The sequence below is a fragment of the Hymenobacter qilianensis genome (assembly GCF_014638675.1).
Classification (GTDB): domain Bacteria; phylum Bacteroidota; class Bacteroidia; order Cytophagales; family Hymenobacteraceae; genus Hymenobacter; species Hymenobacter qilianensis.
In genome coordinates this window covers 1,825,089-1,851,109 of the sequence record NZ_BMFN01000001.1, presented here as the reverse complement: position 1 = coordinate 1,851,109, position 26,021 = coordinate 1,825,089, and the positions used below count along the sequence as shown (strand labels likewise).

Annotated in this window: 23 protein-coding genes and 1 tRNA gene; 10 read left to right on the top strand and 14 right to left on the bottom strand. The window is 54.1% G+C overall.

Features of this window, described 5'->3' with window-relative positions; all coding sequences use genetic code 11:
• Window positions 1-809: 809 nt before the first annotated feature.
• The 7 genes from IEW06_RS07870 to rpmH all read right to left on the bottom strand — a co-directional run bounded on the left by IEW06_RS07870 (window position 810) and on the right by rpmH (window position 6,902).
• Window positions 810-1,634, bottom strand: coding sequence for an ion transporter (locus IEW06_RS07870; RefSeq protein ID WP_187733170.1), 825 nt, complete (start codon window positions 1,632-1,634; stop codon window positions 810-812).
• A 51-nt stretch (window positions 1,635-1,685) separates the two neighbouring features.
• Entirely contained in the window at window positions 1,686-3,002 is a 1,317-nt protein-coding gene (locus IEW06_RS07865; protein WP_188547903.1) for an amino acid permease, read from the bottom strand.
• 115 nt (window positions 3,003-3,117) lie between these two features.
• Window positions 3,118-3,627: a DUF2480 family protein gene (locus IEW06_RS07860; protein ID WP_187733172.1), complete on the bottom strand. Its 510-nt coding sequence runs from the start codon at window positions 3,625-3,627 to the stop codon at window positions 3,118-3,120.
• Between the two features lie 100 nt (window positions 3,628-3,727).
• Window positions 3,728-4,414, bottom strand: coding sequence for a tRNA (adenosine(37)-N6)-threonylcarbamoyltransferase complex dimerization subunit type 1 TsaB (gene tsaB, locus IEW06_RS07855; protein WP_187733173.1), 687 nt, complete (start codon window positions 4,412-4,414; stop codon window positions 3,728-3,730).
• A 138-nt stretch (window positions 4,415-4,552) separates the two neighbouring features.
• Window positions 4,553-6,253 (bottom strand): S41 family peptidase, encoded by a 1,701-nt coding sequence (locus tag IEW06_RS07850; protein WP_188547901.1) that lies wholly within the window; start codon window positions 6,251-6,253, stop codon window positions 4,553-4,555.
• A gap of 27 nt (window positions 6,254-6,280) precedes the next feature.
• Window positions 6,281-6,700: a ribonuclease P protein component gene (locus IEW06_RS07845; protein ID WP_188547899.1), complete on the bottom strand. Its 420-nt coding sequence runs from the start codon at window positions 6,698-6,700 to the stop codon at window positions 6,281-6,283.
• Window positions 6,701-6,743: 43 nt separating this feature from the next.
• Window positions 6,744-6,902, bottom strand: coding sequence for a 50S ribosomal protein L34 (gene rpmH / locus IEW06_RS07840; protein WP_084444044.1), 159 nt, complete (start codon window positions 6,900-6,902; stop codon window positions 6,744-6,746).
• A gap of 231 nt (window positions 6,903-7,133) precedes the next feature.
• Between rpmH and IEW06_RS07835 the strand changes: the two genes are divergently transcribed.
• Both IEW06_RS07835 and IEW06_RS07830 read left to right on the top strand, forming a co-directional pair.
• Complete coding sequence (locus IEW06_RS07835; protein ID WP_188547897.1) at window positions 7,134-8,867, top strand: M61 family metallopeptidase; 1,734 nt, start codon at window positions 7,134-7,136, stop codon at window positions 8,865-8,867.
• A gap of 12 nt (window positions 8,868-8,879) precedes the next feature.
• Window positions 8,880-9,665 carry a hypothetical protein gene (locus IEW06_RS07830; RefSeq protein WP_188547896.1) on the top strand — a complete coding sequence of 262 codons (786 nt, stop codon included), beginning with the start codon at window positions 8,880-8,882 and terminating at the stop codon, window positions 9,663-9,665.
• 64 nt (window positions 9,666-9,729) lie between these two features.
• On the opposite strand, the gene IEW06_RS07825 is transcribed toward IEW06_RS07830, so the two are convergent.
• The 3 genes from IEW06_RS07825 to IEW06_RS07815 form a co-directional block, all read right to left on the bottom strand.
• Window positions 9,730-9,993 (bottom strand): hypothetical protein, encoded by a 264-nt coding sequence (locus IEW06_RS07825; RefSeq protein WP_188547894.1) that lies wholly within the window; start codon window positions 9,991-9,993, stop codon window positions 9,730-9,732.
• A 140-nt stretch (window positions 9,994-10,133) separates the two neighbouring features.
• The gene (locus tag IEW06_RS07820; RefSeq protein ID WP_187733177.1) at window positions 10,134-11,063 is read right to left on the bottom strand and encodes a PfkB family carbohydrate kinase; all 930 of its coding nucleotides are present in this window, start codon (window positions 11,061-11,063) and stop codon (window positions 10,134-10,136) included.
• Between the two features lie 100 nt (window positions 11,064-11,163).
• Window positions 11,164-11,237 (bottom strand) — tRNA-His (locus tag IEW06_RS07815).
• Between the two features lie 235 nt (window positions 11,238-11,472).
• Between IEW06_RS07815 and IEW06_RS07810 the strand changes: the two genes are divergently transcribed.
• Window positions 11,473-12,885 carry a DEAD/DEAH box helicase gene (locus IEW06_RS07810; RefSeq protein ID WP_187733178.1) on the top strand — a complete coding sequence of 471 codons (1,413 nt, stop codon included), beginning with the start codon at window positions 11,473-11,475 and terminating at the stop codon, window positions 12,883-12,885.
• Between the two features lie 445 nt (window positions 12,886-13,330).
• Here the strand turns inward: IEW06_RS07810 and IEW06_RS07805 are convergent, their stop codons facing one another.
• The 3 genes from IEW06_RS07805 to IEW06_RS07795 form a co-directional block, all read right to left on the bottom strand.
• Window positions 13,331-13,795, bottom strand: a complete 465-nt coding sequence (locus IEW06_RS07805; protein ID WP_187733179.1) for a hypothetical protein — start codon at window positions 13,793-13,795, stop codon at window positions 13,331-13,333.
• 150 nt (window positions 13,796-13,945) lie between these two features.
• Window positions 13,946-14,635, bottom strand: a complete 690-nt coding sequence (gene upp / locus IEW06_RS07800) for a uracil phosphoribosyltransferase (RefSeq protein ID WP_187733180.1) — start codon at window positions 14,633-14,635, stop codon at window positions 13,946-13,948.
• A complete protein-coding gene (locus IEW06_RS07795; RefSeq protein WP_187733181.1) occupies window positions 14,623-15,567 on the bottom strand; it encodes a GNAT family N-acetyltransferase in 945 nt (314 codons plus the stop codon). Before IEW06_RS07795 ends, upp begins: the two co-directional genes overlap by 13 nt.
• A gap of 216 nt (window positions 15,568-15,783) precedes the next feature.
• Between IEW06_RS07795 and IEW06_RS07790 the strand changes: the two genes are divergently transcribed.
• From IEW06_RS07790 to IEW06_RS07760, 7 genes are all read left to right on the top strand, one after another.
• Entirely contained in the window at window positions 15,784-17,592 is a 1,809-nt protein-coding gene (locus IEW06_RS07790; RefSeq protein WP_187733182.1) for a capsule assembly Wzi family protein, read from the top strand.
• 25 nt (window positions 17,593-17,617) lie between these two features.
• Complete coding sequence (locus tag IEW06_RS07785) at window positions 17,618-18,766, top strand: NAD(P)/FAD-dependent oxidoreductase (RefSeq protein WP_187733183.1); 1,149 nt, start codon at window positions 17,618-17,620, stop codon at window positions 18,764-18,766.
• A gap of 47 nt (window positions 18,767-18,813) precedes the next feature.
• Window positions 18,814-20,655, top strand: a complete 1,842-nt coding sequence (locus tag IEW06_RS07780) for an ABC transporter ATP-binding protein (RefSeq protein WP_188547892.1) — start codon at window positions 18,814-18,816, stop codon at window positions 20,653-20,655.
• Window positions 20,656-20,897: 242 nt separating this feature from the next.
• Window positions 20,898-21,512, top strand: coding sequence for a hypothetical protein (locus IEW06_RS07775; RefSeq protein ID WP_187733184.1), 615 nt, complete (start codon window positions 20,898-20,900; stop codon window positions 21,510-21,512).
• A 2-nt stretch (window positions 21,513-21,514) separates the two neighbouring features.
• Window positions 21,515-22,114, top strand: a complete 600-nt coding sequence (gene lpcA, locus IEW06_RS07770; RefSeq protein WP_187733185.1) for a D-sedoheptulose 7-phosphate isomerase — start codon at window positions 21,515-21,517, stop codon at window positions 22,112-22,114.
• 253 nt (window positions 22,115-22,367) lie between these two features.
• Window positions 22,368-23,906: a YifB family Mg chelatase-like AAA ATPase gene (locus tag IEW06_RS07765; protein ID WP_187733186.1), complete on the top strand. Its 1,539-nt coding sequence runs from the start codon at window positions 22,368-22,370 to the stop codon at window positions 23,904-23,906.
• Window positions 23,907-24,013: 107 nt separating this feature from the next.
• The gene (locus IEW06_RS07760) at window positions 24,014-25,042 is read left to right on the top strand and encodes a quinone-dependent dihydroorotate dehydrogenase (RefSeq protein WP_187733187.1); all 1,029 of its coding nucleotides are present in this window, start codon (window positions 24,014-24,016) and stop codon (window positions 25,040-25,042) included.
• 85 nt (window positions 25,043-25,127) lie between these two features.
• Here IEW06_RS07760 and IEW06_RS07755 read toward each other — a convergent pair whose 3' ends face one another.
• A complete protein-coding gene (locus IEW06_RS07755; protein WP_187733188.1) occupies window positions 25,128-25,817 on the bottom strand; it encodes a DUF2306 domain-containing protein in 690 nt (229 codons plus the stop codon).
• Window positions 25,818-26,021: the final 204 nt, after the last annotated feature.

Below are 26,021 nucleotides of genomic sequence, written 5' to 3'. Positions count from 1 at the left end.
GGATCAAACTCTCCATTGTATAAATTCTCTTCACTTAGGCGAACCTAAGCTGCTGTCGAGTGCTGACTCCTGCTCACGTATTGACGTAATCATTTAATTCGTGTCGCTTGGTCTTACTTGTTTCAAATTAGTTTTTGTTACCAAAAGCTAACCGAAACGTTTACCATTCGTTACTTTCCAATCATTCAAAGAACGTATGCGCCCTTCCTTTTGAAGGAGCCTTGCGAGTCGAGCGACTCTTTTTTTACTTAATGTTCAACCCTCTTTCGGATTGGGAGTGCAAAGGTAGCTTTTGATTTTGAATTGTCAAGAAAAATCTGCAAATTTTTTATTTAAATTTTTAGACTCTACTCTTAAAGCTTCTTCGCCTACCAACTCCTTTCGATTTGGGAGTGCAAAGATAAGAACTTCTTAACTGAAAAAGCAAATGATTTTTTTTACTAAAAATATCTGCTTGATGAATCAGCTATTATCAGCTCTGACAGTGCAAAGAGCACTTGTCAATGAAGAGACTTTAGCTTGTTGACCCCACCGCGTTTCGGATTGGGAGTGCAAAAGTGCAGGATAGAATCATTGTTTGCAAGCAGTGAACGGTATTTTTTACCGTTAATCTACTACTTGATTGCCCTGACGGATGTGAGCATATTGAAATACAGCGTGTTAGGAGCACCAACTATTTCAAATCATTGTAAGAAACTACCACGGGAAAAATGCTAGCGGCTTAACTAAGCCAGAAGCAGTGCTTGCAGGCATCTACTATACACATCAGTTGATGAGACTCTTGAACGAGGAACGAGGATGACTACGTCTTATAGCTTCTCGCCACATTTGCGACAAAAAGCAGCATCTTCTTCATGCTCGGTAGCTTGACAAACGTGGCAAATGACGTGCTTATAGCTCTTCTGATAAGGACGTGATAGCTCGGCGGTGACAATTCCGGTGGGAACGGCAATGATGGCATATCCCATAATCATGATGACCGACGCTAATGCTTTTCCTAAGGTAGTTGTCGGAGAAATATCACCGTATCCAACGGTGGTGAGCGTCACGATAGCCCAATAGATACTTTGAGGAATACTGCTGAAGCCATTCTGCCCACCTTCAATTACATACATTAATGTGCCTGTTATTACAACCATTGCCACTACAGAGGTTAAGAACACCAATATTTTGTGACGGCTAGCTTTTAAAGCACCTGTTATAACTGCGGCTTCCCCTACGAACCGACTGAGTTTAAGAATACGAAAGACCCGCAATAGTCGGATTGTGCGAATAATCAGTAAATACTGGCTGCCTACTATAAGAAGGCTTAAGAAGGTGGGAACGATGGCAAGGAAGTCGATTATGCCTAAAAAGCTGAAGGCGTACTTTAGTGGCCGACGTACCACAACAAGTCGGGTGATATACTCTATAGTAAACAGGATGGTGAAAAACCACTCCAGGGCGCGCAGATAAGGACCGTACTGCTGGTTTACACTCTGCACACTTTCCAGCATCACTACCAGAACACTGAGCAAAATGGCCCATAATAGAGTGATGTCGAACGCTTGCCCGGCGTGCGTGTCTGCCTCAAATATTACTTGATATACAGCTTGCTTCCAGCGTGATTGCTGGGCAGAGGGATTATCTGGCACGAAGTGACTTTTTATAAGAGTAGGACAGTATACGATTTGAGAAGGCCACGGTCATACTGACTTTGCTCTTATTCGGCGTCCTCCATAATAAACAAATAAGCCCCCCAGAAGCGTGGCTAGTCCATAAAACGACTCCGTAGGATTGGCACGGAGGATGAAGAGCAGCGTCCAGCCGCTGAGCGTCAGGAATACAAGTGGCGTCAATGGATATCCCCACGCGCGATAAGGGCGGGGTAAGTTGGGCTGACGCCACCGTAGCACAAACAGGCCCATGACCGTCAGAAAAGTGAACAAACTAAGGACAAAGCCTGCATAAAGCAGTACTGCTTTGAAGGTGGAAGTAAAAATGAACAGAAGAGTGAGGGCCGTTTGAAACAGCATGGCCCGAACTGGGATTCCTACTTTACTTACCACTGCCATTTCGCGCAAGGCTGGCATATCTTCGCCCATTATCTGCATAATCCGTGGGCCGGCAAAAATCATGGAGCTAACCGTAGACAGCAGCAAGCCAGCAATAACGCTTCCCATAAGGCGTCCTACTGATTCTCCGAAAAGATGATGGGCCGCTACGTATCCTACTTCAACTTCTCCAGCAAGGCTAGCGACAGGTGTGGAGTATAGGAAGATGAAGTTTAGCGCCACATATAAGAAGACTACGATAGAAGTACCTAGCAGCAAAATGCGCGGTAAGTTGCGCTGGGGGGCTTTTACCTCACCGGCTATGTACACAACCGCATTCCAGCCGGAGTAGGCGTACGAAACATAGATCAATGATACGGCGAACTCCGGGCTGAGCAACTGGCCCCAATCGGTGGGCTGGGGGGCAAATTGGATAGCCTGCGGATCAGCCAGCAGCCAGCCAGCTCCGATAAAGGCCACCAACACTATTACTTTGGCCGCAGTAATAACCACCTGCAAGTAGCTTCCAGCCCTGCTGCTGCTGGCATGAATAGCCGTGAGCACCAACACTACCGCTACTGATAGCCACAGCGGATTCAGCGCTGGCCACACACTGGTGGCATAACTGCTCAGAGCCATTGCGCCGAGCGCCGTCGGGGCAGCGAACCCCACCGTAGCAGATACCCAACCCGACAGAAAGCCGACAGCCGGATGATAAATCTGGGATAAGTACTGGTATTCGCCTCCTGAGCGCGGCATGGCAGCAGCCAGTTCTGCGTAGCACCAGGCTCCACACAAGGCAATAAGCCCCCCAACAACCCAAAGCATCAGCACCACGAAGCCACTTTGGATATCCAACAGCTGGAAGCCCAACGTGGTAAAAACACCCGTTCCTACCATATTGGCTACTACCAAGGCCACGCCAGTAGTTAAGCCAATCTGGTAAACGGGTGCCGCGGCTTTAGTCATGCAAGGCGTTTAGGTCTCCTTATTAATAGAGTAAGCTTAGGCCACACTCTACTTGTGAGCACTCTATAGTATATAGAGTGCTCGCATATACTAGTTAGCTGTACCGAAGCAGCGGCTATACTTTGGGGCGCTTATACAAGGGCACGGTGCTGCACGGCTCCCCGTACATCATGCTGGCTGCTACCGGCAGTAGCTTTTGCATAATAGCTACGTAGGCATATGTTGGCACCGGAATGCTGCCGCAGCCTTTCACCACCACTTTTGCGTCGCGGTACTCTTCGGCATCGATGGCGGCAATGGCTTCCTGAAACAACTCCTGCTCCAAGGCTTCCAAGTTGCCAAATACGTACCGATGGGCATGTCCCTGGAGCTTTGTGGCCAACAACATATAAGCCCAGGTAGGCACAATGGCATCGGCTGAGCAGATGATAGCTACGTTTTTACCGTCGTACTGACTCCAGTCATGAGTCTTAACGAATTCGCGAAAGTCCTTCTCGCGCAGAATAAGCCCTTGAAACAGGTTATCTTTAATATCATACACCACGCGCTCTCCTGGATGCAGCAGCAATTCCAGATTGAGCGTGGTAAGGGCGCTTTGCGCTACGCGGTTGATAATTTCTTCCATATCGATAAGACCCAATGGGCTTCAAATTGGTGCAAAGATTTTCTTTCCTTACTCATTAAATGATGACTCAGGAAAGCCATTCCATTGTTTTTACGTCCCTCTACTTCACCTTAGGAGTAGTTGTATAAACTTCCTTTAAATAAAACGGCTCGTAATACGCAACATCCCGAAACTCCTGCCGCTGAAATGCTCCCCACGCCAAAGCGCCCACCGCCACCGCCGACGGCTCGATGCCCGCTAGGAAGCCAGCGTTAGGTTGCTCAGCCAGCAGCGACTGAAATTTAACTGCTCCGTTGCCAAAGAATAACACGCGGTGCCCACCTAATTGTTCGGCCAACGCATCGGGAGTTAACACCAAGGCTGTGGGGGGCAAAATTTCCTGGCTGTCGCAGGTATATAACGCGGTGTAGACTTCCATGCGCCGCGCATCCAGCATGGGGCAATAAAGATAGGTTTCGGGCGATGCGGTGTAGGCAGCTACTTGCCAGGCTAAGGCCTGCAACGTACTAACAGCCAGCAGCGGAATCTCCAAGGCAAAGCACAAACCTTTAGCCGCCGCCCCACCGATCCGCAGACCCGTGTACGAGCCAGGCCCGTCAGATAAAGCCACCGCCGCAACATCCTGAAGCGTATGACCCGTGTTTTCCAGCAGCTGATTTATTAGTATGCTCAGGTGCGACGAGTGTGATTTCTCTAGTCGCAGTTCGGCTTGGCCGACTAGAACACCCGCTTGGTGCACGGCCACAGAGCACACAGGAGAAGAAGTTTCGAGAGAAAGAATAAGCATGAGCCAGGTCTATTTGCGCAAAGGTACAACCGGGAAGAGGCGCATTAATGAGGAGTTGAAATTCCCTTTTGGTTGGCACAAACAAAAAAGCAGGCCCCTATAGGAACCTGCTTTTGGTTATCATAAAATGCTTAAAGGTTACTTCTCCCCTGTTTTCTTGAGTTCGGGACGCGATTTTGCTTCTGGTGTGCCTGGCTTCAACAAAGCTGCATAGCGTGCCTGATCATTCAACACATTCAGGGCCATCAGAATATCCGGATCATCGTCGAAGCTGGCTTCGATTTGACCTTTCTGGAAATAGTAGCGCGATACGATTTCCTGCTCCAGCAACTCCCGAATTTCGGGCTTAAAGCGGGTCAGGTCGTTGCTCTTGTTTGTAGAAACCTTCCGGCGAATGGCCTCGATTTCAGCCTTTACGTCGTCGTAGTGCTTTTCTTCCTTTGCTCTGCTGCTTAACTGAGCGAGACTTTTTTCCATATCCGTGGAATAGCTCAAATCCTTTCCGCCTAAGAACTCGATGAATTTCTGATACTCAGCGTCTGAGAGGTGAAATTCACGGGCGGGGGGCAAAGTGGCGTGAGCGGCGCGGTAGCGAGTAGCGTAGTCAAACAGATAGTTTTTCTGCAGCAGCACCCGGGTGATATCCGCGATGGCACGCTCTTTCACTTCCACATCGGGAGCTACGCCGCCCCCATCGTATACTACGCGGCCGCTGGTCGTTTTGAAAGCGGTGCGCAAGGAATCAGGCACTTTCCCTAAGGTGCCATCCTCGGCTCTATGGGCATAGTCTATTTCCTGAATGCAGCGCCCGCTTGGGATATAGTATTTGGCAGTTGTTACCTTCAGCTGAGAATTGTAAGACAAAGGCCGCGTGGCCTGCACTAGTCCTTTGCCGAAGGTTCGCTTACCGACCAACACAGCGCGGTCGTAGTCTTGCAATACGCCCGACACGATTTCGGAGGCGGAAGCGGAACGGTTGCTGGTCAGTACCACTACCGGCATCTGCGTGTCCAGAGGAGCATCGAGGGCTTTATAGGTTTTGTTCCAGTCGGTTACTTTTCCTTTGGTGCTCACTATATCCAAACCCTTATTTACGAAGAGGTTAGATACGTTCACGGCTTCATTGAGCAAGCCACCTGGGTTGTCGCGTATATCGAAAACGATTTTTTTGGCGCCCTGCTCTTTTAGCTTCATTACCGCTAAGCGCGCTTCCTTACCGGCGTCAATAGTAAAGCCGGCTAGTTGGAAGTAGCCGATTTCAGGAGTCAGCATGCCGTAGTACGGCACATTTTCTACCTGAATCTTGTCGCGGGTAATGTTGATCTCCACCGGTACATCCTGCCCGTAGCGCGTCACCGATAGCTTTGCTACGGAGTTGGCCTGCCCTTTCAGCAGCTTGCTGATATCGGAGTTATTCTTGGTCGAAACGTTGACTCCGTTAATAGTCAGAATCTCATCGCCGGGCAGCAAGCCAGCCTTTTGCGCCGGATAGCCTTCGTAAGCAGCCTGCACTACGGTTTTTGCCCCCCGCTTCACTACCACCGCCCCAATGCCGCCGTATTGCCCGGTGGTCATGGTGCGGAAGTCCTCGATATCGTCTTCGGGAATGTAATTCGTGTACGGATCCAGCGACTTAAGCATGGCGTCGATGCCCGTTTTCACCATTTTCGCGGGCGTTATTTCATCCACGTAATAGGTGTTCACTTCCTTAAACAGGGTCGCGAAAATGTCGAGGTTCTTGGCAATCTCGAAGTAGCGCTCATTGTCGGAGGCACTGCGGAAAGAGACGAGCAACGTGGCCCCGCCTAAAACCAGGCCGGCCAGATATTTTTTGCGCATAAAAAGGCTGAAAGCGTGGAAAACAACCTACGATACAGGCACCACCGCAACGGTGGGGGTTGCATCAGTTAGCAAACGCTCCAGCCCTGAAATTAATTTTTTTTCAACCAGCGAGAAAGGCTTTTTTTCCTTACCCGAATAGATAATCCCCAGCAGGGCAACAGAATGCCCCCCAGGTGCTTCCAGCAGGCGGTATTTATTCAGCCTGTATGCCTCCCGCATGAGGCGCTTCAGCCGGTTTCGGTCCACAGCCCGCTTGAAGGAACGCTTCGATACGCTCACCAGCACTTGGGGCGGAGCGGTAGTCGGGGCAAGTGCGGGCAGCCACACCAACCGCAAGGGATATAAACCAAAAGAAGAACCCCGGCCGAAAAGCTCGTCAATGAGCTTTTTGCGACACAAGTGTTCTTCTTTCGGAAATGAGTAGGAGCGCGCGCCCGGCGTCATAGATATGGCTGGCTGGGGCGAATCGGCGGGAGCCGTCAGCGGTTTAGCGCTTATGACGACCCTCGTCGGATACCGTCAGGCGCTTGCGGCCTTTGGCGCGGCGGGAGGCCAGCACACGGCGGCCGTTGGCGGTTTCCATGCGTGAGCGGAATCCGTGCTTGTTGCGGCGCTTGCGCTGCGAGGGTTGAAATGTTCTTTTCATCGTCTTGGAATGCTATTCGGGGATGGCCGGCAAAGGTAAGGCCTTCATTTGTAAATGCCAAACAGTATAGAAAAGTAGTAGTGGCTTTGTTGACTTTAAGCCTCATTTAGGGCATTCTGGAAGGCACTTAAGCTTGCGGGGGCACCGGCTTCGTATACATTTGACTTCAGCAACTTCCTTTGTTTTTGGGACACCGACGTACACTCCAGCCGCAAGGCCTACCTTCCCTTTATGATTCACTACCACGTCTCGTTTGAGAATCCACTTACTTTTTATCTGCAAATTCAGCTAACGCTAACGGTGCCGGCCGAAGCTACCGAAGCGCTGGAATTGCAGCTGCCGGCCTGGCGCCCCGGACGCTATGAGCTGCAAAACTTTGCGCAAAAGATTCAGCGGGTGGTGATAGATGATGCTGATTCGGGCGAGGTCCTCTCCTATCGTAAGCTCACAAAAGATCGCTGGCAGGTGGCGGACGCGGCCGGACGGACGGTGCGGGTGCGCTACAACTTCTACGCTCACCAGATGGATGCGGGCGGCTCTTGGCTCGATGAAAGTCAGCTATACATAAATGGGGTGCAATGCTTTATGTACGCCGAAGGCCGGCAACAGGAGCCTTGCGAGTTGACATTAGAACTGCCCGAGAGCTGGCAGATTGCGTGTGGCCTACCCCAAAAAGCCCCCCACATGCTTCAGGCCGACAGTTTTGAGCACCTCATCGAATGCCCGCTGATAGCTAGTCCTACGCTCCAACACCACGAATACCAGGCGCAGGGCATCCCATTTCATGTCTGGGTGCAGGGCGAGTGTGACCCCGACTGGCCGCGCTTACTTCAGGATTTTACAGCCTTCTCAGAGGAGCAGTTGAGTTTGTTTGGCGGCTTTCCAGTGGCTGATTACCATTTCATCAACCAGATTCTGCCTTACAGTCATTACCACGGCGTCGAGCACACCAACTCCACGGTTATTACGCTGGGACCCGCGCAGCTGCTCATGACGGAGGTGCTTTATAAAGAGCTGTTGGGCGTAAGCTGCCACGAATTATTCCACACCTGGAACATCAAAAGCATCCGGCCCGCCGAGCTATTGCCCTACGACTATACGCAGGAACAGTATTTCCGCACCTGCTACATCGCCGAAGGCATCACAACTTATTACGGCGAGTATTTATTGGCACGTAGCGGCGTGCGCACGGCGGAGCAATATTTCCAGGAACTGAACACGGTGCTGCGCAAGCACTACGAAGACGACGGCCGCTTCAATCTGTCGCTGGCCGACGCCTCCGTTGACCTTTGGCTGGATGGCTATAAGAATGGCGTGCCCGATCGGAAGGTATCCGTGTATTATAAAGGAGCGCTGGTGGCGCTGCTCCTGGATTTGGCGTTGCGGCAGCTTTCCAAGCATCAGCGCAGCCTCGACAATGTGCTGCGGCGGCTGTGGCTGGAATTTGGAAAGCCGGGCGTGGGCTACACCGAAGATGACTATATCCGCTTGGTGGAAGAAGTAGCCGGCCGGCCCATGCGGCAATATTTCGACAGCTTTATTTACGGCACTGCCTCTTTGGAAGAGCCCCTGACCAAAGCCCTGCACTTTGTGGGCTGCACGCTCCTGCAAGAAGAAAACGTATCGGCTGCGGAAGGCGTATTTGGGTTTAAGACCATTCTCAAAAACGAGCGAACGGAAGTAACGAACATCCTCCCCCATTCGCCCGCTGCCGCCGCTCTTACCGTTGATGACGAAATAATAGCGGTGAATGGGCAACGGGTTCAGATGAATTTGCAGGTGTTGCTTAGCACTGGAGCTCCCAGCTATGAGCTAAGCGTGTTTCGCCAGAGCCGCCTGCTTACCCTAACGCTGGCAGCTGATCCAACCCGGCGTTTTTGGCCAAAGGTTACCATTGCGAAACGCGCTGATGCTACGCCCGAGCAGCAGATTAGCTTCAAACAATGGCTCAAGCAAGATTTTTAATTTTGTGCTTATATGAACTTGTATCCAATTCTTCTTACGCTGGGGGGCATTTCGCTGATCAGCTGCGACAGTAGTCCTCAGGAAATCGCGAAAACCCCGGCAAGATCACCCACGGCGGCTGTGCAGCCGAAAGTTCTACACCCTGCTAGCTCAGCAACGGCGGCTCCAGCGGCTAAGGTTCTGCGCTCGGAAACCGATACCATCCGGCTCCGCAACGGCAGTGTAGCCCGGCTTACCCCCGCTCGCGAAGCTGAGTTTGCCCGCCTCAATGGCATCGACACCGATACCACCGAACAGAAATATATTCAGTTGGCGAAGGGCCGGGCCCAGCGCCGCTCTGATCAACTCCTTCTTACCCTAACGAATGGCCGTACGCTTACGCTAACCAATAATATAACCGATCCGGACGAGGAAAAGCACGTTGTTTACCGCTTCCGGGGGCCTTTAGCCAACAGCGACTTTTGGGTGCTGGATGTCACGCGTTGGGAGTCAGGGTTCGTGCTACTGATTAATCAGCATACCGGGCGGCGCACGCGGCTGTGGGGCCGGCCGGTGTTGGCGCCCAACGGTACCCATTTCGTCGCATTCAACTCCGATATGGAAGCCGGCTATTCGCCTAATGGGCTGGAGGTCTGGTCCTTGGAAAGTGGAATCCCGATGTTGCGCTGGAACCGCGTAGTGAATACCTGGGGGCCAGAGGAGGTGCGCTGGCTGAACGACAAAACGCTCATTATCCGCCAGTATTATCCCGACAGTACGCCCCAGATCAAGTATGCGCGGCTGCTGCTGCCTCAGTAGCCTACGGCACAAAAAAGCCCCCCGGAACTGGTTCCGGGGGGCTTTTTTGTGCCGTCTCCAATCCTTATTTTGCTTTTTGCTGCGAAGGATTGGGGTTGCTGCGGGGCTTATTGGTACGAGCCGAAAGTACTTCGTTCACGTTGCCGCCGGGCGTATTGCCGCGTATGTCGTTGCCCGCTTCGGTGAGAATATTCTGGTTGGCGTTCTGCACTTTGGTTCCGCCGCTATTGGAGCCGCCCTTCATATCTGGCGCTACAGAATTCGTTTCATTCTGCGGCGAGTCAGAGGGCACAGATTTCTTCTTCGAGGGCTTCTTATTTTCTGCCATTGTAGTAGAGCTAAGGGTGAGAAGATTACTCCACTCTTTTACCCAGCTTCGCTTTATTTGGTTGCTCAAAGGTGAGAAGCAAGCGCATAAAAAAGCCCCCCAGCCGCGAGTGCTGGGGGGCTTTTTTGGTTTAATCAAGCTTAAGCTTCAATGCTAATCGGCTCTACGTTTACCAGTTCAGCGAATTGGCGCTCCCGAGCTTCGATTTCTTCTTTGGTCAAATTAACCAAGCGCTCCGTACCAAACTTCTCAACACAAAACGAAGCCATAGCCGAGCCGTGAATGACCGCACGCTTCATATTGTCGAAGCTGATATCATCGGTGGCGGCGAGGTAGCCGATAAAGCCGCCCGCGAAAGTATCGCCGGCGCCGGTCGGGTCGAATACTTCTTCCAGGGGCAAGGCGGGAGCAAAAAACACTTTGTTCTTGCAGAACAGCAGTGCGCCGTGCTCGCCCTTTTTAATAATCAGATACTTAGGCCCCATAGCCATAATCTTGCGGGCTGCTTTTACCAGCGAGTACTCACCCGAAAGCTGACGAGCTTCTTCGTCATTTATGCTTAGCACATCCACCATCTCAATGGTCGTGATCAGCTCTTCGAGTGCCACATCCATCCAGAAGTTCATGGTGTCCAGCACGATAAGCTTAGGCCGATTGACGAGGCGCTGAATAACCAGGCGCTGCACCTGAGGCGTCAGATTGCCCAGCATCAGGTATTTGCAGTCCTGGTACGAATCCGGAATGATGGGGTCGAAATCGGCCAGCACATTCAACTCCGTCTGTAGGGTTTCGCGCGAGTTCAGGTCCGTCGAATACTTGCCCGACCAGAAAAACGACTTCTCCCCTTCTTTTATCTGCAAGCCTTCTGTGTCAACGCCGTGCTCTTGCAACAAAAGCACATCCGATTGCGGAAAATCGTCGCCTACTACGGCCACCAGCTTCACCGGCTTTACGGAGTAAGAAGCTGACAGCGTGATATAAGTAGCCGCGCCACCGATGATTTTGTCCGTTTTGCCGAAAGGCGTTTCCAGGGCGTCGAACGCCACCGAACCGATAACTACCAGACTCATAAGAAGAGGGAATAAAGGTGATTCAAGCAGATGATTTGAAGTTGACAACGGCACAAACAAAAAAAAAGTCCCCGGAAAAAACTTTCGGGGACCTTTTCAGGGTAAGCAATGGGGCTCGAACCCACGGCCTTCGGAATCACAATCCGATGCTCTAACCAGCTGAGCTATGCCTACCAGATGGGTAATGGAGGGACAAAAGTAGCGGTCTGCCGGGGTTATTCAAAAATTATGAGAGAGTTTTTTTATCGCAACACATAGTTCGTAAAAATGCGCCGCCAGCCGTTTAGCTTCTACATCACTCCGCTGAATTACAAATTTTGCCCCCCACTGTCAGCCCACGACTAGCTGTGCTGTGTCGCGCTCCTACCAGAGTCACGTACCTTTGTCTTTCGCATTAGCTTTTTTCATCATGTCCGACGCCACGCCCCAACCCATTTCCTTCGCCGATTTCAAGCTCAATAAGCAGCTACTTACGGCCGTGGCTGAAGCAGGCTTTACGGAGCCTACGCCGGTTCAGCTGCAAACTATTCCGCTTTTGCTTGCCGGACACGACGTGCTGGGTATCGCGCAGACGGGCACCGGCAAAACCGCCGCTTTTGGTTTGCCTTTGCTGATGAAGGTGAAATACGCGCAGGGTACGCATCCCCGCGCCCTGATTTTGGCCCCCACTCGCGAATTGGCTATTCAGCTCGAAACGCACCTGAAGCGCCTCGCCACCCAAACCGATTTGCGCATTTTCGCTATCTATGGCGGCTTGGGGCCCAAAACACAGATTGAAACTATTGCTCAGGGCGTTGATATTCTGATTGCCACGCCGGGGCGCCTATTGGAATTATATCTGAAGGGCGACTTGGTTTTGAAAGAACTGAAAACCTTGGTGCTCGACGAGGCCGACAAAATGATGGATATGGGCTTTATGCCCCAAATCAGGCGCATTCTGGAAGTTATACCGACCAAGCGGCAGAACGTGCTGTTTTCGGCCACTATGCCGGATAAGGTAGCAACACTGAGCGAGGAGTTTCTGGAGTTCCCGGTGCGGGTGGAAGTGACTCCGGCGGCTACATCTGCCCAAAATGTCAGTCAGGCGCTGTATCAGGTGCCCAACCTGCTCACCAAAATCAACTTGCTGGGCTACCTGGTGCGCGATGAGGAAGTGTTCAACCGCGTTATGATTTTCTGCCGCACCAAAGAGCACGCCGATAACGTGGCGCATTTTCTGGGGCGCAAAAGCACGGGTGAAGTAAGAGCCATTCACGGCAACAAGGGCCAGAACGTACGCATCAACGCGATGGAGGCTTTCCGTGCTGGTGAGCTGCGCTTTTTGGTAGCCACCGATGTAGCGGCTCGCGGCATCGATGTGCCGCAGGTAAGCCACGTCATCAACTTCGACGTGCCGCTGATTTACGACGACTACGTGCATCGCATTGGCCGCACGGGTCGGGCCCAGCACACGGGCGCGGCTATTACGTTTGCCAACGCTGCCGAAATGCACCATATGGGCCGCATTGCGGAGCTGATTAATCAGACGATTCCGGAGTTACCCCTGCCACCCGACGTAGCGGTGGCTCCTACCGCTTTCGATGAGCAGCAAGGTATGGATCGGGAGATTGACGAGCGTCGTCGCCGCCTCGATCCAAACTTCAAGGGCGCATTCCACGAGAAGAAGGTTCCGCTGCAAAAGGACATCGACAAGCGCACTGGTTTGCCTTATGTGGAAGGCCCGAACCGGAGCGTAAAGGGGCGCAAGGCGAATCCGTCGAAGGGGCGGGCGTCGTCGCCGGCGAAAAAAGCAGCAGCCAAAGCCCGCGGTCGCCGCAAATAGAAAGTCAGGCGATACCCGACAACTTACTCACTGCATGCCATCAGGCGGTAGCCCGCCCGCACGGTCTCCTCGCAAAGCGGTAGGTACACTCTGACTCCTAAAGCATTGGTATGCAGAAATACTAATACAGGAGCGGCAGATGACCGTTCGTGTATGGTGGAAGGGCGACCTTGCAAGGTGAAGGATTGAGGTTTCATAGCAGCGTTGATGAGAGGAACGAGAATATAGATAGCGGGTAGAGCTAAAGATAATAAGACACTAGGTAAACTGAACTGTCTTAAGCACAAATATTTATAGCTTACTTCACATCAAAGCAACACCATAATTTTTCATTAGGCAATACCTATTTCCGGGTATTCTGGTCCTAATTTTCATTACGTAGAAATGCCCCCCAGACCGACGGTCTGGGGGGCATTTCTACGTAATTATATCCCGCAGCTAAGTGTCAGTGCTGAAAGATGGGCAAATGACTGAATTCGATAGTCACGAAGGTGAGAGCAACGCCCCAAATGGCCGCACTCCACAGCATATGCAGCAGAATCCGTGAGCGAGGCACATGCAATTGAGTAGCAATGACGGTACCGAGGATGGGACTAAACAGAATAGGCGTCAGGAAAGCAATACCGGGCATGCCGAAGCGGCGAAAAATGCTTACGATACGACGGCTGCGCTTGCTAAATACGGGCTTGCCTTTACGCTGACGCCGTTTCCGCAGGTGCAGCGCCCAGGCACGGCCCACCCCCGACACAATAACTACACTCGTCATCATACCAGCTACGGTCAGCCCCCACGTGAGAGCGAAAGACAAACCCGCTGCCGTGCCCGCAACCGGGCCGGCAAAGAACTTGAGAGAGCTCAGTAGGTAAACAGATGCGTATTGGGCCAGTTGTTTGGCAAGTTCGGGTAGCACGAGCAAGGAGTATTTACAGCTTGAATAGCAAAAACGGCCAACAGCTTCGGGCGTAAAGGTAACACGAAGCTGGTGCCACCTTTGGTTCCCCGTATGCTGCCGATTATATGCCGTGTTAGTAAAGCTGGTTTCTCATAAGCGCTATCCTGCTCACAATTTGCTTCCGTACGAGAGGTCGCCGGCGTCGCCGAGGCCTGGCATGATATAGGCCTGGGCATTCAGGCCTTCATCCACGGCAGCTACCCAAAGCGTGGCCTCCGGAATTTCGCGGGTTACGTACGCTACGCCTTCCGGGCTGGCAATAACGGCCGCGATGTGTACCTGTCGGGGTGTGCCAAAGCGCAGCATTGCCCGATAGGTGAGCACCAATGATTTGCCCGTAGCTAACATCGGATCGGCCAGAATAAGTACCCGCTCATCCAAGGAAGGCGCGGCCAGATAATCGACCTGCACCTGCACTTGTGATGTGCCTTCAATGCGGTAAGCGGCCGCAAAAGCGCTGGGCGACTGATCGAAATAATTGAGAAAGCCCTGATGAAATGGCAAACCGGCCCGCAATACGGTAGCTAGCACCGGAAAGTCGCGGAGCTGCTGGCTGTTGGCCGTGCCCAGTGGCGTTTGTACGGCTTTGTCGGTATAGCTGAGCAAAGAGCTGATGCGATACGCGATGATTTCGCCTAAGCGCTGAAGGTTGCGCCGGAAGCGCAGGCTGTCGCGCTGTACATCCACGTCGCGCAGCTCGGCCAGAAAGTGATTGGCGATGGAAGGCTCGGCGCACACGATGTGCACGCGCTCAGAAAGGTCGGGAGTAGCTTCGGGCGTTGGGTTTAGCGCATCCATTGCAGATACCAGGGTTGGCGGGTTTGAGTGAGGGCCGCGTAGGGTACGGGCGTGGCGCCGAAGTTGGCGAAAAAACGAGCAATAGAAGGAATCATTCCGCCTTCAAAATCGAGAACTAAGCCGGGCGAGCCCGCATTGCGCTGAATTACATGGTCGAGCAGCAGCAGTGGGGCACCGGCTTTTTTGCCCCCCAGCGAGGCAGCCGCGAACAAATAAATGATAACATGGGCATGGCAGACAAACAACGCTCCGGCCAGCAGTTCGCCGCTGTTTGGCGCCCGCGCTTCCAGTATCAGCAACCGGCTGTGCGCCTGCAAGGCCTTCACTAAAGCCTGCAAGTGCTGGTATTCCTGGTTCTTCAAACCGACAGCGGCTTTCTCTCTTTTGAATAAGTCAATAACAGCCCCCGCCGACATAGTTTCTGTAACAACCAGATGTTGAGGCTGCTCCTTGCTTCGGCTAATACGGCGGCGGTAGTCGGGTGCGTAGGAAGCCAGCAGCGTATTATAAACGGGCGCCAAACTGAGCTGGTAGGTTTGGCGCTGCGTCAGCTTAAAGCCAGGCGGCGCAGCTACCAGCTCGTTTTTGGTGCTTAGCTGCAAGTACAGATGTGCAACACGCCCTGCGGGCAGCAACGCCAGATAGTCAAGCACATGGCGGTGGCGGCTGGCGGCAGTGGTAATCAGGCCAAGCTGCTGGGTAAAAGGCGGCTGATACACGTCGCGCCCCCAGGGCCTCGTTTTTATTGGTAGCGGAAACACAGAGGCGTATGCACCCGTGTCCTCCATCACTTCCACCACCGCATCCCAGCGCCCAGCCGTAGCTGCCAGCCACCAGGCGCACGCATACGGCAGCGCTTGGGGCGCGGCTGCTACGCAAGCCTCCCAGGCGGGCAGGTCGAGCTCAGAATGGCGGATATAGCGAAGCGGCAAGGGAGAATATGAAAGTTTAGAAGCTTAGTACGGCAACTTGAAGAAGGAGCACGGCATTGGGGGGCTTTTTTAGGGCAAAAAGTTTCAGCAAACCGGCCTGCTAACCTTTTACGCAGCGAAGCCGGACCGATTTTCGCGCGCAACCTAATTTGCCCCCCAAGTGCGTAGTTTTGCACGGCCGGGCGCCTCAGTGGTCGTTTGGTCCTACTAATTAGTATGAGAAAATCATTATTGCTGCTCACCGCGTTGAGCTTTCTGGCCGGGCAGGCCGTTGCCCAGGTAAACCCAGCTGGCCCCACTTATCTAAGAATCGACACGCTGGGCGCCAAACCGGCCGTTCCAGTCCAGCCCCAAAGTGATGTGCAGGGCACTACGTATGTGCCGCTCGACAGCGACGTGTATCGGCTTATCGACCGCTATGCTATCCTTTTCGGCCCCGATTCGCTCAACGACCCGCATACCTCGGTACGACCTTACACCCGCGCCAGCGTAGCCCGTTTGGCAGAGCGCATTCTGCGGGACAGCACCACTGCCGGCATCACTCGCGCCGACCGCTTTAACGCTGAATATCTATTGCGCGACAACTGGCAGTCTACCAAGCAGGATGTCGCGGTAAATACGTCGGAAAAGCCGGTGCTGGGGCGTTTCTACCGTAATAAGTCCGATTTTTTCCATGTCGAAACGCCTGGCTTCACCTTACGCGTAAATCCTGTGGCCAACCTTTCCGTGGGCCGCGACACCGACATTGACGGCTTGCGCTACCTCAATACGCGCGGCGTGCAGGTGGAAGGCACCATCGACGAAAAGCTGGGCTTCTATACCTTCCTGGCTGATAATCAGACGGCCGCGCCCTTTTATGTGCAGCAACGGGTGCTGCGCGACAACATCGTACCCCACGAGGCTTTCTGGAAAACCTATAAAAACCGCGCCGATCAGTACGACTTCCTTTCGGGGCGCGGCTACCTCACTTACTCGGCCACCAAGCACATCAACCTACAGTTTGGCTACGACCGCAACACCATCGGCAACGGCTACCGCTCGCTTATCCTGTCAGACTACGCGGCGCCTTACCTGTTTTTGAAGGTTAATACCCGCATCTGGAAATTCAATTACCAGAACCTGTTTGCGGAAATGACGGCCGAAAAGGCCAACCAAGACACGATTTATCAAAAGAAGTACTTCGCCCTCCATCACCTCAGCCTCGATCTGGCGCCTAACTTTAATGTAGGCGTATTTGAATCGGTGGTTTTTGGTCGCGGCAAGGGACGCTACGAGCTGCAATACCTCAACCCCATCATCTTCTACCGCTCTGTAGAGCAGGCTATTGGCTCCAATGATAACGCCTTGCTGGGCCTTGATTTCAAGTGGAATATCAAGCGGCGGTTGCAGCTGTATGGGCAGGTGGTGCTGGATGAGTTCGTTATCAGTGAGGCGCGTGCGGGCAAAGGCTCGTGGCGCAACAAGCAATCGGTGCAGCTGGGTGGCCGCTACATTAATGTAGCAGGTATCCAAAACCTTGATTTTCAGGGTGAAGTAAACTATATCCGGCCCTACACTTACCAGCACCTCGATCAGTACCGCAACTACCAGCACTACAACCAGCCGCTGGCGCACCCGATGGGGGGCAATTTGGTGGAGCTGCTGGGCATTGTCAGCTACCAGCCCTTGCCACGCTTGAACTTGGTTGCCAAAGGATTTTACACCGTGCAGGGCAATGACATAACAGACGAAAACGGCTTTCTGGTTAACTACGGCGGCAACGTACGTTTGCCCTACACCAACCGACCGCTCCAGCCCGATGGCAACGTGCGCATAGAGGATTTCCGGGTGGGCGATGGTATCCAAACCAATCTTATTCACACCGATTTTACTGCCACGTATCAGGCCCGCCATAATGTATGGCTTGATGCGAAGCTGATTATGCGCCGCATAACCAGCCCCGACGTCGATAACCTGACCAATAGCACGGTGTACCCTTCTCTGGCATTCCGCTGGAATATTGCGCAGCGCCTCTACGAGTTTTAACAGCTCGGGCGGGCCGCATTTCTTCATGACCAACCACTACGATGTCGTTATTCTCGGGGCCGGACCAGCGGGTACGGCTTGCGCGCTGGCGTTGCAGAATAGCGGTTTGCGCGTGGCCCTGGTAGATAAAGACCGGTTTCCACGCGATAAAGTATGCGGAGACGCCATTCCGGGCTTGGCCCTCAAAGCCATCCGGAAACTCTCGCCGGCTTTGTATGAGGAGTTGTACGCGCTGCCGCAAAAAGCCGAAACCCGCGACAGCCGGCTGTTTGCGCCCAGCGGCGACGACATCCGGGTGCGGTGGCAAATTCAAACCTTCAACAGCCCCCGTCTGCACTTCGACGCACGCCTGCTGGCAATGGTACGGGCTCACACCGAAACGCACGTTCAGCTCGCTTTTCCGGTCAAGGATATGCACGTGTCGGCTGAGCAAGTCACGCTGCTGTCCGCCAACGGGCAAGCGCCACTTACCTGCCAGCTGCTTATTGGCTGCGACGGCGCTAACTCGGTAGCGGCCCGCAAGCTTACCCAGCGCCCCCTCGACCGTGCCCACCAGTGCGTAGCCGTGCGCGCCTATTTTCAGGGCCTCACCAACACCGACGAAACCACCACCGAGTTCTATTTCCTACGCGAGTATCTGGCTGGCTATTTCTGGATTTTCCCGGTCGGCAACGGCGTGTATAATGTCGGCTTTGGCATGCTTTCGTCTGATGTGGCGGCCCAAAAGCTGGATTTAAAGAAAGTGCTGCTGGCTATTACCCGCGAGCATCCGCAGGTGGCGCCACGGTTTGCCCAGGCCAGCCAACTAAGCGAAGTAAGCGGCTTTGGGCTGCCGCTGGGGGGCAAATCCCGGCCTATTAGTGGCGCCCGCTTCCTGCTCTGCGGCGACGCAGCTTCGCTCATCGACCCGCTACAGGGCCACGGCATCGATACGGCCATTCAAAGCGGCATACTGGCGGCTAAGCAAGCCGTGCGCTGCTTTGAGCAGCAGGATTTCAGCGCGGCGCAAATGCACTGGTACGAGCAGGCGGTGTATCAGCAGATAGGCAAGAAGCTGGCCCGCAGCTACCGGCTTATGCGGTTTATTTCCAGCAAACCCTGGCTGGTAAATGCTGGTTTTGGCTTGGCCCGGAATGCCTGGGTAAAGAAATGGCTGCTGAAAGTGGTCGGATAGAGGCCGATTGAACGAGGGCTGCGCTAATGCTTACCTTTGCGGCCTCCATGAAAACCTACCTCCGCATTCTGGGCTATGCGCGGCCGTTCGCCGATTTCGTGCCCCTGTATTTTCTGTATACGGTGCTCGGCATCATATTCGGGCTCTGCAACTTTACGCTGGTCATTCCTTTGCTCAACGTGCTGTTTGGCACCACAGAGCAGCATACCGCTACTGCCACCGCACCGCCGGACTTTGCGCTGTCCATCGACTACATCAAAACGACTTTCGATTACTACTTCACGCAGGTCACGCTTTCGCGGGGCAAGCTGGGCGCGCTGAGCTTCGTGTGTATGGTGCTGATTGTTTCGGTGTTTCTAAGCAATCTGTTCCGCTATCTGGGCTTGCGCATCATCGCCCGGGTTCGGGCCCGCGTGATCCGCAATATGCGCCACGCGCTGTATGAGCGCATCACGCAATTACAGCTCGGCTACTTTTCGGGCGAGCGTAAAGGCGACCTGATGTCGCGCCTCACCAACGACGTGCAGGAAGTAGAAGGTTCGGTGGTAAACACGCTGACCGGCGTTATCCGCGATCCGCTGTTTATCGTGGCGTATTTCGTGCTCTTACTGTACATGTCGGTGAAGCTGACGTTGTTTACCCTGCTTATTCTGCCGGTATCGGGCTTGCTGATTTCGGGTATTTCGAAGCGGCTAAAGCGGCAGGCTCACCAAAGCCAGGAGTCGCTGGGCACCATGCTTACGGTGATTGACGAGACGCTGGGGGGCATTCGGGTTATCAAGGCCTTCAATGCTCAACCCTACATTATGGGCAAGTTTCGGGCGCAGAACAACGAGTATGCGCGTACGCTGCGGGCTATGGCCAACTCCCGCGATTTGTCGTCACCTATCTCCGAGTTTCTGGGTGTGGGTGTGGTGGCAGGCTTGCTATTCTATGGCGGCACGCTGGTTTTGTCGGGCGAATCGGAGCTGACGGCGTCGGACTTTATTGGCTATCTGATTCTGTTTTCGCAGGTACTAGTGCCCGTGAAAGCGCTGGGCGGGGCGTTCAGCTACATTCAGCGGGGCCTAGTTGCTGGTGAGCGAATTCTGAAAGTGGTCGATACAGAGCCCATTATCCGCGACAAGCCCGACGCGCACGTGCTTCCGCCGTTCCAGCACCAGATTGAGCTGCGCAATTTGCAGTTCAGCTACGGCGACCAGCCCGTACTCACCGACATCAACCTCGTTATTCCCAAAGGTAAAACCGTGGCCCTGGTTGGTCCATCGGGCAGCGGCAAGTCAACGCTGGCCGACCTGCTGCCGCGCTTCTACGACCCCACTGGGGGGCAAATTCTCATCGACGGACACGATGTGCGCGACTGCACCATTCACTCCGTGCGCGAGCAAATGGGCATTGTGACTCAGGAAAGCATTCTGTTCAACGATACCATTTTCAACAATATCCGCTTCAATACCGAAGCCACGGAAGCGCAGGTAATTGAGGCGGCCAAGATTGCCAATGCCCACGAATTCATTCAGCAAACGCCTGAGGGCTACCACACTATGATCGGCGACCGGGGCTCCCGCCTCTCGGGTGGGCAGCGGCAGCGCATCAGCATTGCCCGCGCCATCCTGCGCAACCCGCCCATCCTGATTTTGGACGAAGCCACTTCTGCCCTCGATACAGAATCGGAAAAGCTGGTGCAGGAAGCCCTGACGCGGCTCATGCACAGTCGTACCTCGCTGGTTATTGCCCACCGCCTGAGCACCGTGCAGCACGCCGACGAAATTGTGGTCTTGCAGAACGGCCGTATCGTGGAGCGCGGCACCCACGACGAGCTGCTGGCGCAGGCCGGCGGCTTGTATCAGCGCCTGAACAGCATGCAAACCAACGGTATGCTGGTGTAGAATTTGGGCGAAAAGAAATAGGTGGCCTTAAGTTGCGCTCTGCCTAAAAAGCCCCCCAGACCATGAAAAACGCACTTAAAATCAACCGTTGAAGGCTTGGCTGCGTTTAGCAGGATGGTGCCAGGGTTGCACTGCGCGCCCAAAATGGGTAAACGTCTATATTTAGCCCGCCGTTGTGGCTTCCTGTGGCTTCCGCGCGTGGTTTGACCACCGGCTTTTCTTCCACTTAGCTTTCTCCTCCTATGCTTGCTTTCAAACGCTTAGTTAATGTGGTCGTCATGGTGTATTTGCTCCTGGCGCTGCTTTTCATGCTGATGCCCGCGTCCCGCGACTTTATGATGTCGTCAATGGGACTGAGTGGCGACTTAGGATTGGCAACATTTTATAACACGATGTTTGTCATCGGAGCCATATTGCTGGCTTTGGAGCTGATCGTAGAGAACCTGTACAATGTGGCTTTGAAGCGCGACCTGTCCCGCCAGGAAGGCAAGGTAAACGAGCTGAAAGCCCGCCTTTATGATCACCAGATGGAGCAGCGCGACCGGGATTTGCAGGCGCGCCCCGTTACCACATCAGCCCCGGCAAACCCCGCTCGGCCTGTTACCACCGCGCCGCTCGTAGTACCCGTCACACCCGTAGCACCAGTAGTACCGCCCGCCCCTACTCCAGCGCCAACGGCAACCACGGCTACCCGCCTCGACCCGGTATATGTAGTGCCTGCCGACCCTGCGCCGGGCACGAATTTGCCCCCCAACCCTAATGTGGTAGAAACCCCACCGCATTCTAACGTTCCGCCCGCTTCCGCCGCCGACCTCGAAACACCGCGGCCCTCGCAGTATCCTTCTTCCCAACCTTAATAGTGACCAATTCGCTTACCAATCGCATTCAAGCTGAGCTGACCGAGGCTCGCACGGTCCTCGACCGTTTTCTAGCTGATCCAGCCAACCTTGCTGCCATCGAGCAGGCTGCGCGCCTTATGGCCGACAGCTTGCGGCTGGGGGGCAAATTGCTGAGCTGCGGCAACGGCGGCTCCCTCTGCGATGCGCAGCATTTTGCCGAGGAGCTTAGCGGCCGTTACCGCCACGACCGTCCGGCACTGGCGGCCATTGCCCTCACCGAAGCTTCACACATGAGTTGTGTAGCCAATGACTACGGCTACGACTACGTATTTGGCCGTTTCGTGCAAGCCCTGGGTCGTCCCGGCGACGTGCTGCTCGCCATAAGTACCAGCGGCAATTCACCCAACATACTACGCGCCGCCGAAGCGGCTAAAGCTGCCGGGATGCGTATTGTAGGCCTTACCGGCAAAGATGGGGGGCAATTAGCCGCCCTCTGCGACGTCGAGATTCGCGCCCCGCATTCAGGTTATGCCGATAGAATTCAGGAGATTCACATCAAGGCCATTCACATCATGATCATGCTGATTGAAGACTTGGTAAACGAAAAAGCAGAGAGCTAAAAAAAGCTTAACCTAGAATATCCTTCAATCAGACCGTCATGCAGAGCGGAGCGAAGCATCTCGCGTGTTCAGTTGTTTAGCTTAGCAACATCAGCACGCGAGATGCTTCGGCTCCGCCTCTGCATGACGTTCGGGATCAATTGAGTTGCTTCTGCCTTATTAACACTGCTAAAAGAGCCGGCCTCTAAAAAAGGCCGGCTTTTTGGTGTCTATCTTTGCCCGGCTTTCATCTTATCCTATTTAGATTTTATCAATGCTTACCAAAACCTTCGGCTCGGCCGTGCAGGGAGTTAATGCCAATACTATTACCATTGAAGTAGTTGTATCTCAGGGAACGAATTTTTATGTAGTCGGCCTGGCCGATAATGCCATCAAGGAAAGCCAGCAGCGCATCGAGTCGGCGCTGAAGTTTCGGGGGTATCGGATGCCGCGCACCAAGGTGGTGGTAAACATGGCGCCGGCCGATGTGCGTAAGGAAGGCTCAGCTTACGACCTGCCGATAGCGCTGGGAATTTTACACGCTTCGCAGCAGCTAAACACCGAGCAACTCGGCGACTATATTATTATGGGCGAGTTGGCACTTGATGGCAGTCTGCGACCTATTCGCGGCGTATTGCCTATTGCCATTCAGGCCCGCAAGGAAGGCTTCAAAGGATTTATTCTGCCACGCGAAAACGCCCAGGAAGCGGCCATCGTGAACAATCTCGACGTGATTCCGGTGGACAGCATGCAGCAGGCCATCGACTTCTTTGAAGGGCGCGAGGAAATTGCCCCCCTGCGCATCGATACCCGCGACGTATTTCAGCACAGCGTCAACCAATACACCGCCGACTTCGCCGATGTGCAGGGTCAGGAAAACATTAAGCGGGCCCTGGAAATAGCCGCCGCCGGGGGGCATAATGCCATTATGATTGGTCCGCCCGGCGCCGGCAAAACCATGCTGGCCAAGCGTTTGCCTAGTATTTTGCCCCTGCTCTCCATGCAGGAAGCGCTTGAAACCACCAAAATCCATTCGGTAGCGGGTAAGCTGGGCACTAATGCATCCCTGCTGACTACACGGCCATTTCGGGCGCCCCATCACACTATTTCGGACGTGGCGCTGGTAGGAGGCGGGGGCAATCCGCAGCCGGGTGAAATCTCGCTTTCCCACAATGGCGTGCTGTTTCTGGACGAGTTGCCGGAGTTTAAGCGCACGGTGCTGGAAGTAATGCGGCAGCCGCTGGAAGAGCGTCGCGTGACCATTTCGCGGGCCAAAGTGAGCATTGAGTTTCCGGCCAACTTCATGCTTATCGCCAGCATGAACCCCTGCCCCTGCGGCTACTACAATCACCCGGAGAAGGAATGCGTTTGCGGCCCCGGTGTGGTGCAGCGCTACCTCAACAAGGTAAGTGGCCCCCTACTCGACCGCATCGATCTGCACGTGGAGGTCACGCCCGTCACGTTCGATCAGATGACGGAAACCCGCAAATCGGAGAGCAGCGCCGACATTCAGCAGCGGGTAGAGAAAGCGCGCAAGGTGCAGAATGCCCGCTTCCAGAATTTCCCTGATATTCACTCCAACGCCATGATGCCTTCGCAGATGGTGAAGGACATTTGCCAAATAAATACTGCTGGCCGGGCGCTGCTCAAAACCGCCATGGAGCGCCTCGGCCTCTCTGCCCGCGCCTACGACCGCATCCTGAAAGTAGCCCGCACCATCGCCGACCTGGCAGGTACCGAGGAAATCCGCATTGAGCACCTGGCGGAGGCCATTCAGTACCGCAGTCTAGACCGGGAAGGTTGGGCGGGATGATCCTTGACAATTATCAGTTAACAATTAGTAATGCACATCAGCTGATTGACATGCTTCACACTACTAGCTTTGTTGCACAGTGTTAATTGATAAATGTTACTTGTTAAATGTATAAGCGCTTCGTCAAACCTCTTCTTTTCCAGCTCGATGCGGAGTGCGCCCATCACTTTGTTTTCGACAATCTTAAGCGCGGCTACCGCCTGCCTGGCAGTGCTGCCTTGCTGCGCGGCCTCTACGATTTTCAGCATCCCAGCCTGGAGCGAGAGGTTTTTGGCTTAAAATTCAAGAATCCGGTTGGTTTGGCGGCCGGCTTCGATAAGAACGCTGACCTCACGGATGAGCTGGCGGCGCTGGGCTTCGGCTTTGTCGAGATTGGAACGGTAACACCCCGGGCGCAGCCTGGCAACCCGGTGCCGCGCCTGTTTCGGCTGCCCGCTGATGCGGCCCTGATTAACCGTATGGGCTTCAACAACGACGGCGCGGAGGCTGTGGCTGCCCGCCTCCGTGGGCGCCGCTCGCCCATGCTTATTGGAGGCAACATTGGCAAAAACAAGGATACGCCCAATGAGCAAGCCGCCGCCGATTACATAGCTTGTTTTGAGGCGCTCTTTGATGTGGTCGACTACTTTGTGGTCAACGTCAGCTCGCCGAATACGCCCAATTTGCGCCAGCTTCAGGAAAAAGCCCCCCTGATTGACCTGCTCCAGCAAGTACAGAGCCGCAACCAAGCCCGCCCTAAGCCCAAGCCGCTGCTGCTCAAGATTGCGCCTGACCTAACGGATGGTCAACTCGATGATATCCTGCTCATTGCCCGCGAAACCAAGTTGAGCGGTCTGGTAGCCACTAATACTACCATCAGTCGGGAAGGGCTGCAAATTGCCCCCCAGCAGGTTCAGCAGCTGGGCGCAGGCGGTTTGAGTGGTCGGCCTTTGCGCCAGCGTGCCACGGAGGTCGTTCGGTATTTGCACCAAAAATCGGATGGCGAACTGCCGATTATAGGTGTGGGGGGCATTTTTTCGGCTGCCGATGCGCAGGAGAAACTAGACGCCGGCGCCGCGCTGGTGCAGCTCTACACCGGTTTTATTTACGAAGGCCCGGCGCTTGTGAAGCGGATCAATCAGGCGTTGGTGCGTTAGCTCTGCCTGAAAAGGCCGTCATGCTTCGCTACCTCTCGGCACGGCGGCCTAAATCGGACGGTTAAATGACTGGTCGATTAATGCTCTATGCTGGCATTTGCTTCTGCAAACGCACTTCCACTACTTCTTCGGGCCGCTGTCCTTGCGAGAATTTAGCCTTATAGCGCCGTTGCACCCAGATTAGCGGCGGCACCATGACCAGCGTAGGCCACAGAAAATTCCAGGGCCAGGGAATGAACGAGAGACTGGTAGCCGAAAAAGCCGATACTGCCGCTATATAAGCCCCCACAAAACCCGATATATGGTTGTGCAGCCATTGGCCTGCAGGCCAGGGACCGGGACGCCGAAACGCTCGCAGCTGCTGTATGGCAAAGTTGGCCCCAATGCCACCAAACACCACCGAAATAATATTGCGCGTCACTACTCCGTAGATAATGGTGCCGCCAAAAACCACCAGCCCCAGCCCTACTCCTACCCAGTCGTAGACAGCAGCTTGCTGGCCCTGACCCATGTGCTTGTGGTAGAGGGAGCGATAGCCAAACCAAGCCAGATACAAGCTAAAAATACCGGTCAGCAGCAAAAAAGTAAGGCCCTTGACACTAGCCGAAAAAATAGCCGTAATGCCCGCCACCACCATAGACCAAAAGAAAATTCGGCCCCAAAGCCGATGCGCCGCGCCGCCTTTGCGCACCGCCAGCGCGGCTGGCGCCATGAAAAAGCCAACAAATCCGGCGCCGATGTGAATCCAGCGGTTCAGCAATAACATATCGTCCATGACAGCAGCGGCTAAGCGTTGATTATCAAACCATTCTGGTTGGGTGCTGTCAAATGTGGGCGAAAATGGACTTTGAGTGATAAAAAAGATTCTGAAGCGTCGGATTCAATAGCTGAAGCAGCGGGTCCGGCAGATGAATTGCTGCTGATTCAGATGCTGGGGGGCTTTTTTCATCGTGCCGGAACGCGCAGAAAGCGCTGCAAT

Coding starts and splice junctions, on each gene's coding strand:
- IEW06_RS07850 (WP_188547901.1), bottom strand. CDS start 6,253: ATGCGCAAAAAATATCTGGCCGGCCTGGTTTTAGGCGGGGCCACGTTG.
- IEW06_RS07865 (WP_188547903.1), bottom strand. CDS start 3,002: ATGACTAAAGCCGCGGCACCCGTTTACCAGATTGGCTTAACTACTGGC.
- IEW06_RS07780 (WP_188547892.1), top strand. CDS start 18,814: ATGAAAACCTACCTCCGCATTCTGGGCTATGCGCGGCCGTTCGCCGAT.
- tsaB (WP_187733173.1), bottom strand. CDS start 4,414: ATGCTTATTCTTTCTCTCGAAACTTCTTCTCCTGTGTGCTCTGTGGCC.
- IEW06_RS07845 (WP_188547899.1), bottom strand. CDS start 6,700: ATGACGCCGGGCGCGCGCTCCTACTCATTTCCGAAAGAAGAACACTTG.
- upp (WP_187733180.1), bottom strand. CDS start 14,635: ATGGATGCGCTAAACCCAACGCCCGAAGCTACTCCCGACCTTTCTGAG.
- IEW06_RS07835 (WP_188547897.1), top strand. CDS start 7,134: ATGATTCACTACCACGTCTCGTTTGAGAATCCACTTACTTTTTATCTG.
- IEW06_RS07755 (WP_187733188.1), bottom strand. CDS start 25,817: ATGGACGATATGTTATTGCTGAACCGCTGGATTCACATCGGCGCCGGA.
- IEW06_RS07810 (WP_187733178.1), top strand. CDS start 11,473: ATGTCCGACGCCACGCCCCAACCCATTTCCTTCGCCGATTTCAAGCTC.
- IEW06_RS07860 (WP_187733172.1), bottom strand. CDS start 3,627: ATGGAAGAAATTATCAACCGCGTAGCGCAAAGCGCCCTTACCACGCTC.
- IEW06_RS07775 (WP_187733184.1), top strand. CDS start 20,898: ATGCTTGCTTTCAAACGCTTAGTTAATGTGGTCGTCATGGTGTATTTG.
- IEW06_RS07830 (WP_188547896.1), top strand. CDS start 8,880: ATGAACTTGTATCCAATTCTTCTTACGCTGGGGGGCATTTCGCTGATC.
- IEW06_RS07790 (WP_187733182.1), top strand. CDS start 15,784: ATGAGAAAATCATTATTGCTGCTCACCGCGTTGAGCTTTCTGGCCGGG.
- IEW06_RS07785 (WP_187733183.1), top strand. CDS start 17,618: ATGACCAACCACTACGATGTCGTTATTCTCGGGGCCGGACCAGCGGGT.
- IEW06_RS07760 (WP_187733187.1), top strand. CDS start 24,014: ATGTATAAGCGCTTCGTCAAACCTCTTCTTTTCCAGCTCGATGCGGAG.
- IEW06_RS07820 (WP_187733177.1), bottom strand. CDS start 11,063: ATGAGTCTGGTAGTTATCGGTTCGGTGGCGTTCGACGCCCTGGAAACG.
- IEW06_RS07825 (WP_188547894.1), bottom strand. CDS start 9,993: ATGGCAGAAAATAAGAAGCCCTCGAAGAAGAAATCTGTGCCCTCTGAC.
- rpmH (WP_084444044.1), bottom strand. CDS start 6,902: ATGAAAAGAACATTTCAACCCTCGCAGCGCAAGCGCCGCAACAAGCAC.
- IEW06_RS07765 (WP_187733186.1), top strand. CDS start 22,368: ATGCTTACCAAAACCTTCGGCTCGGCCGTGCAGGGAGTTAATGCCAAT.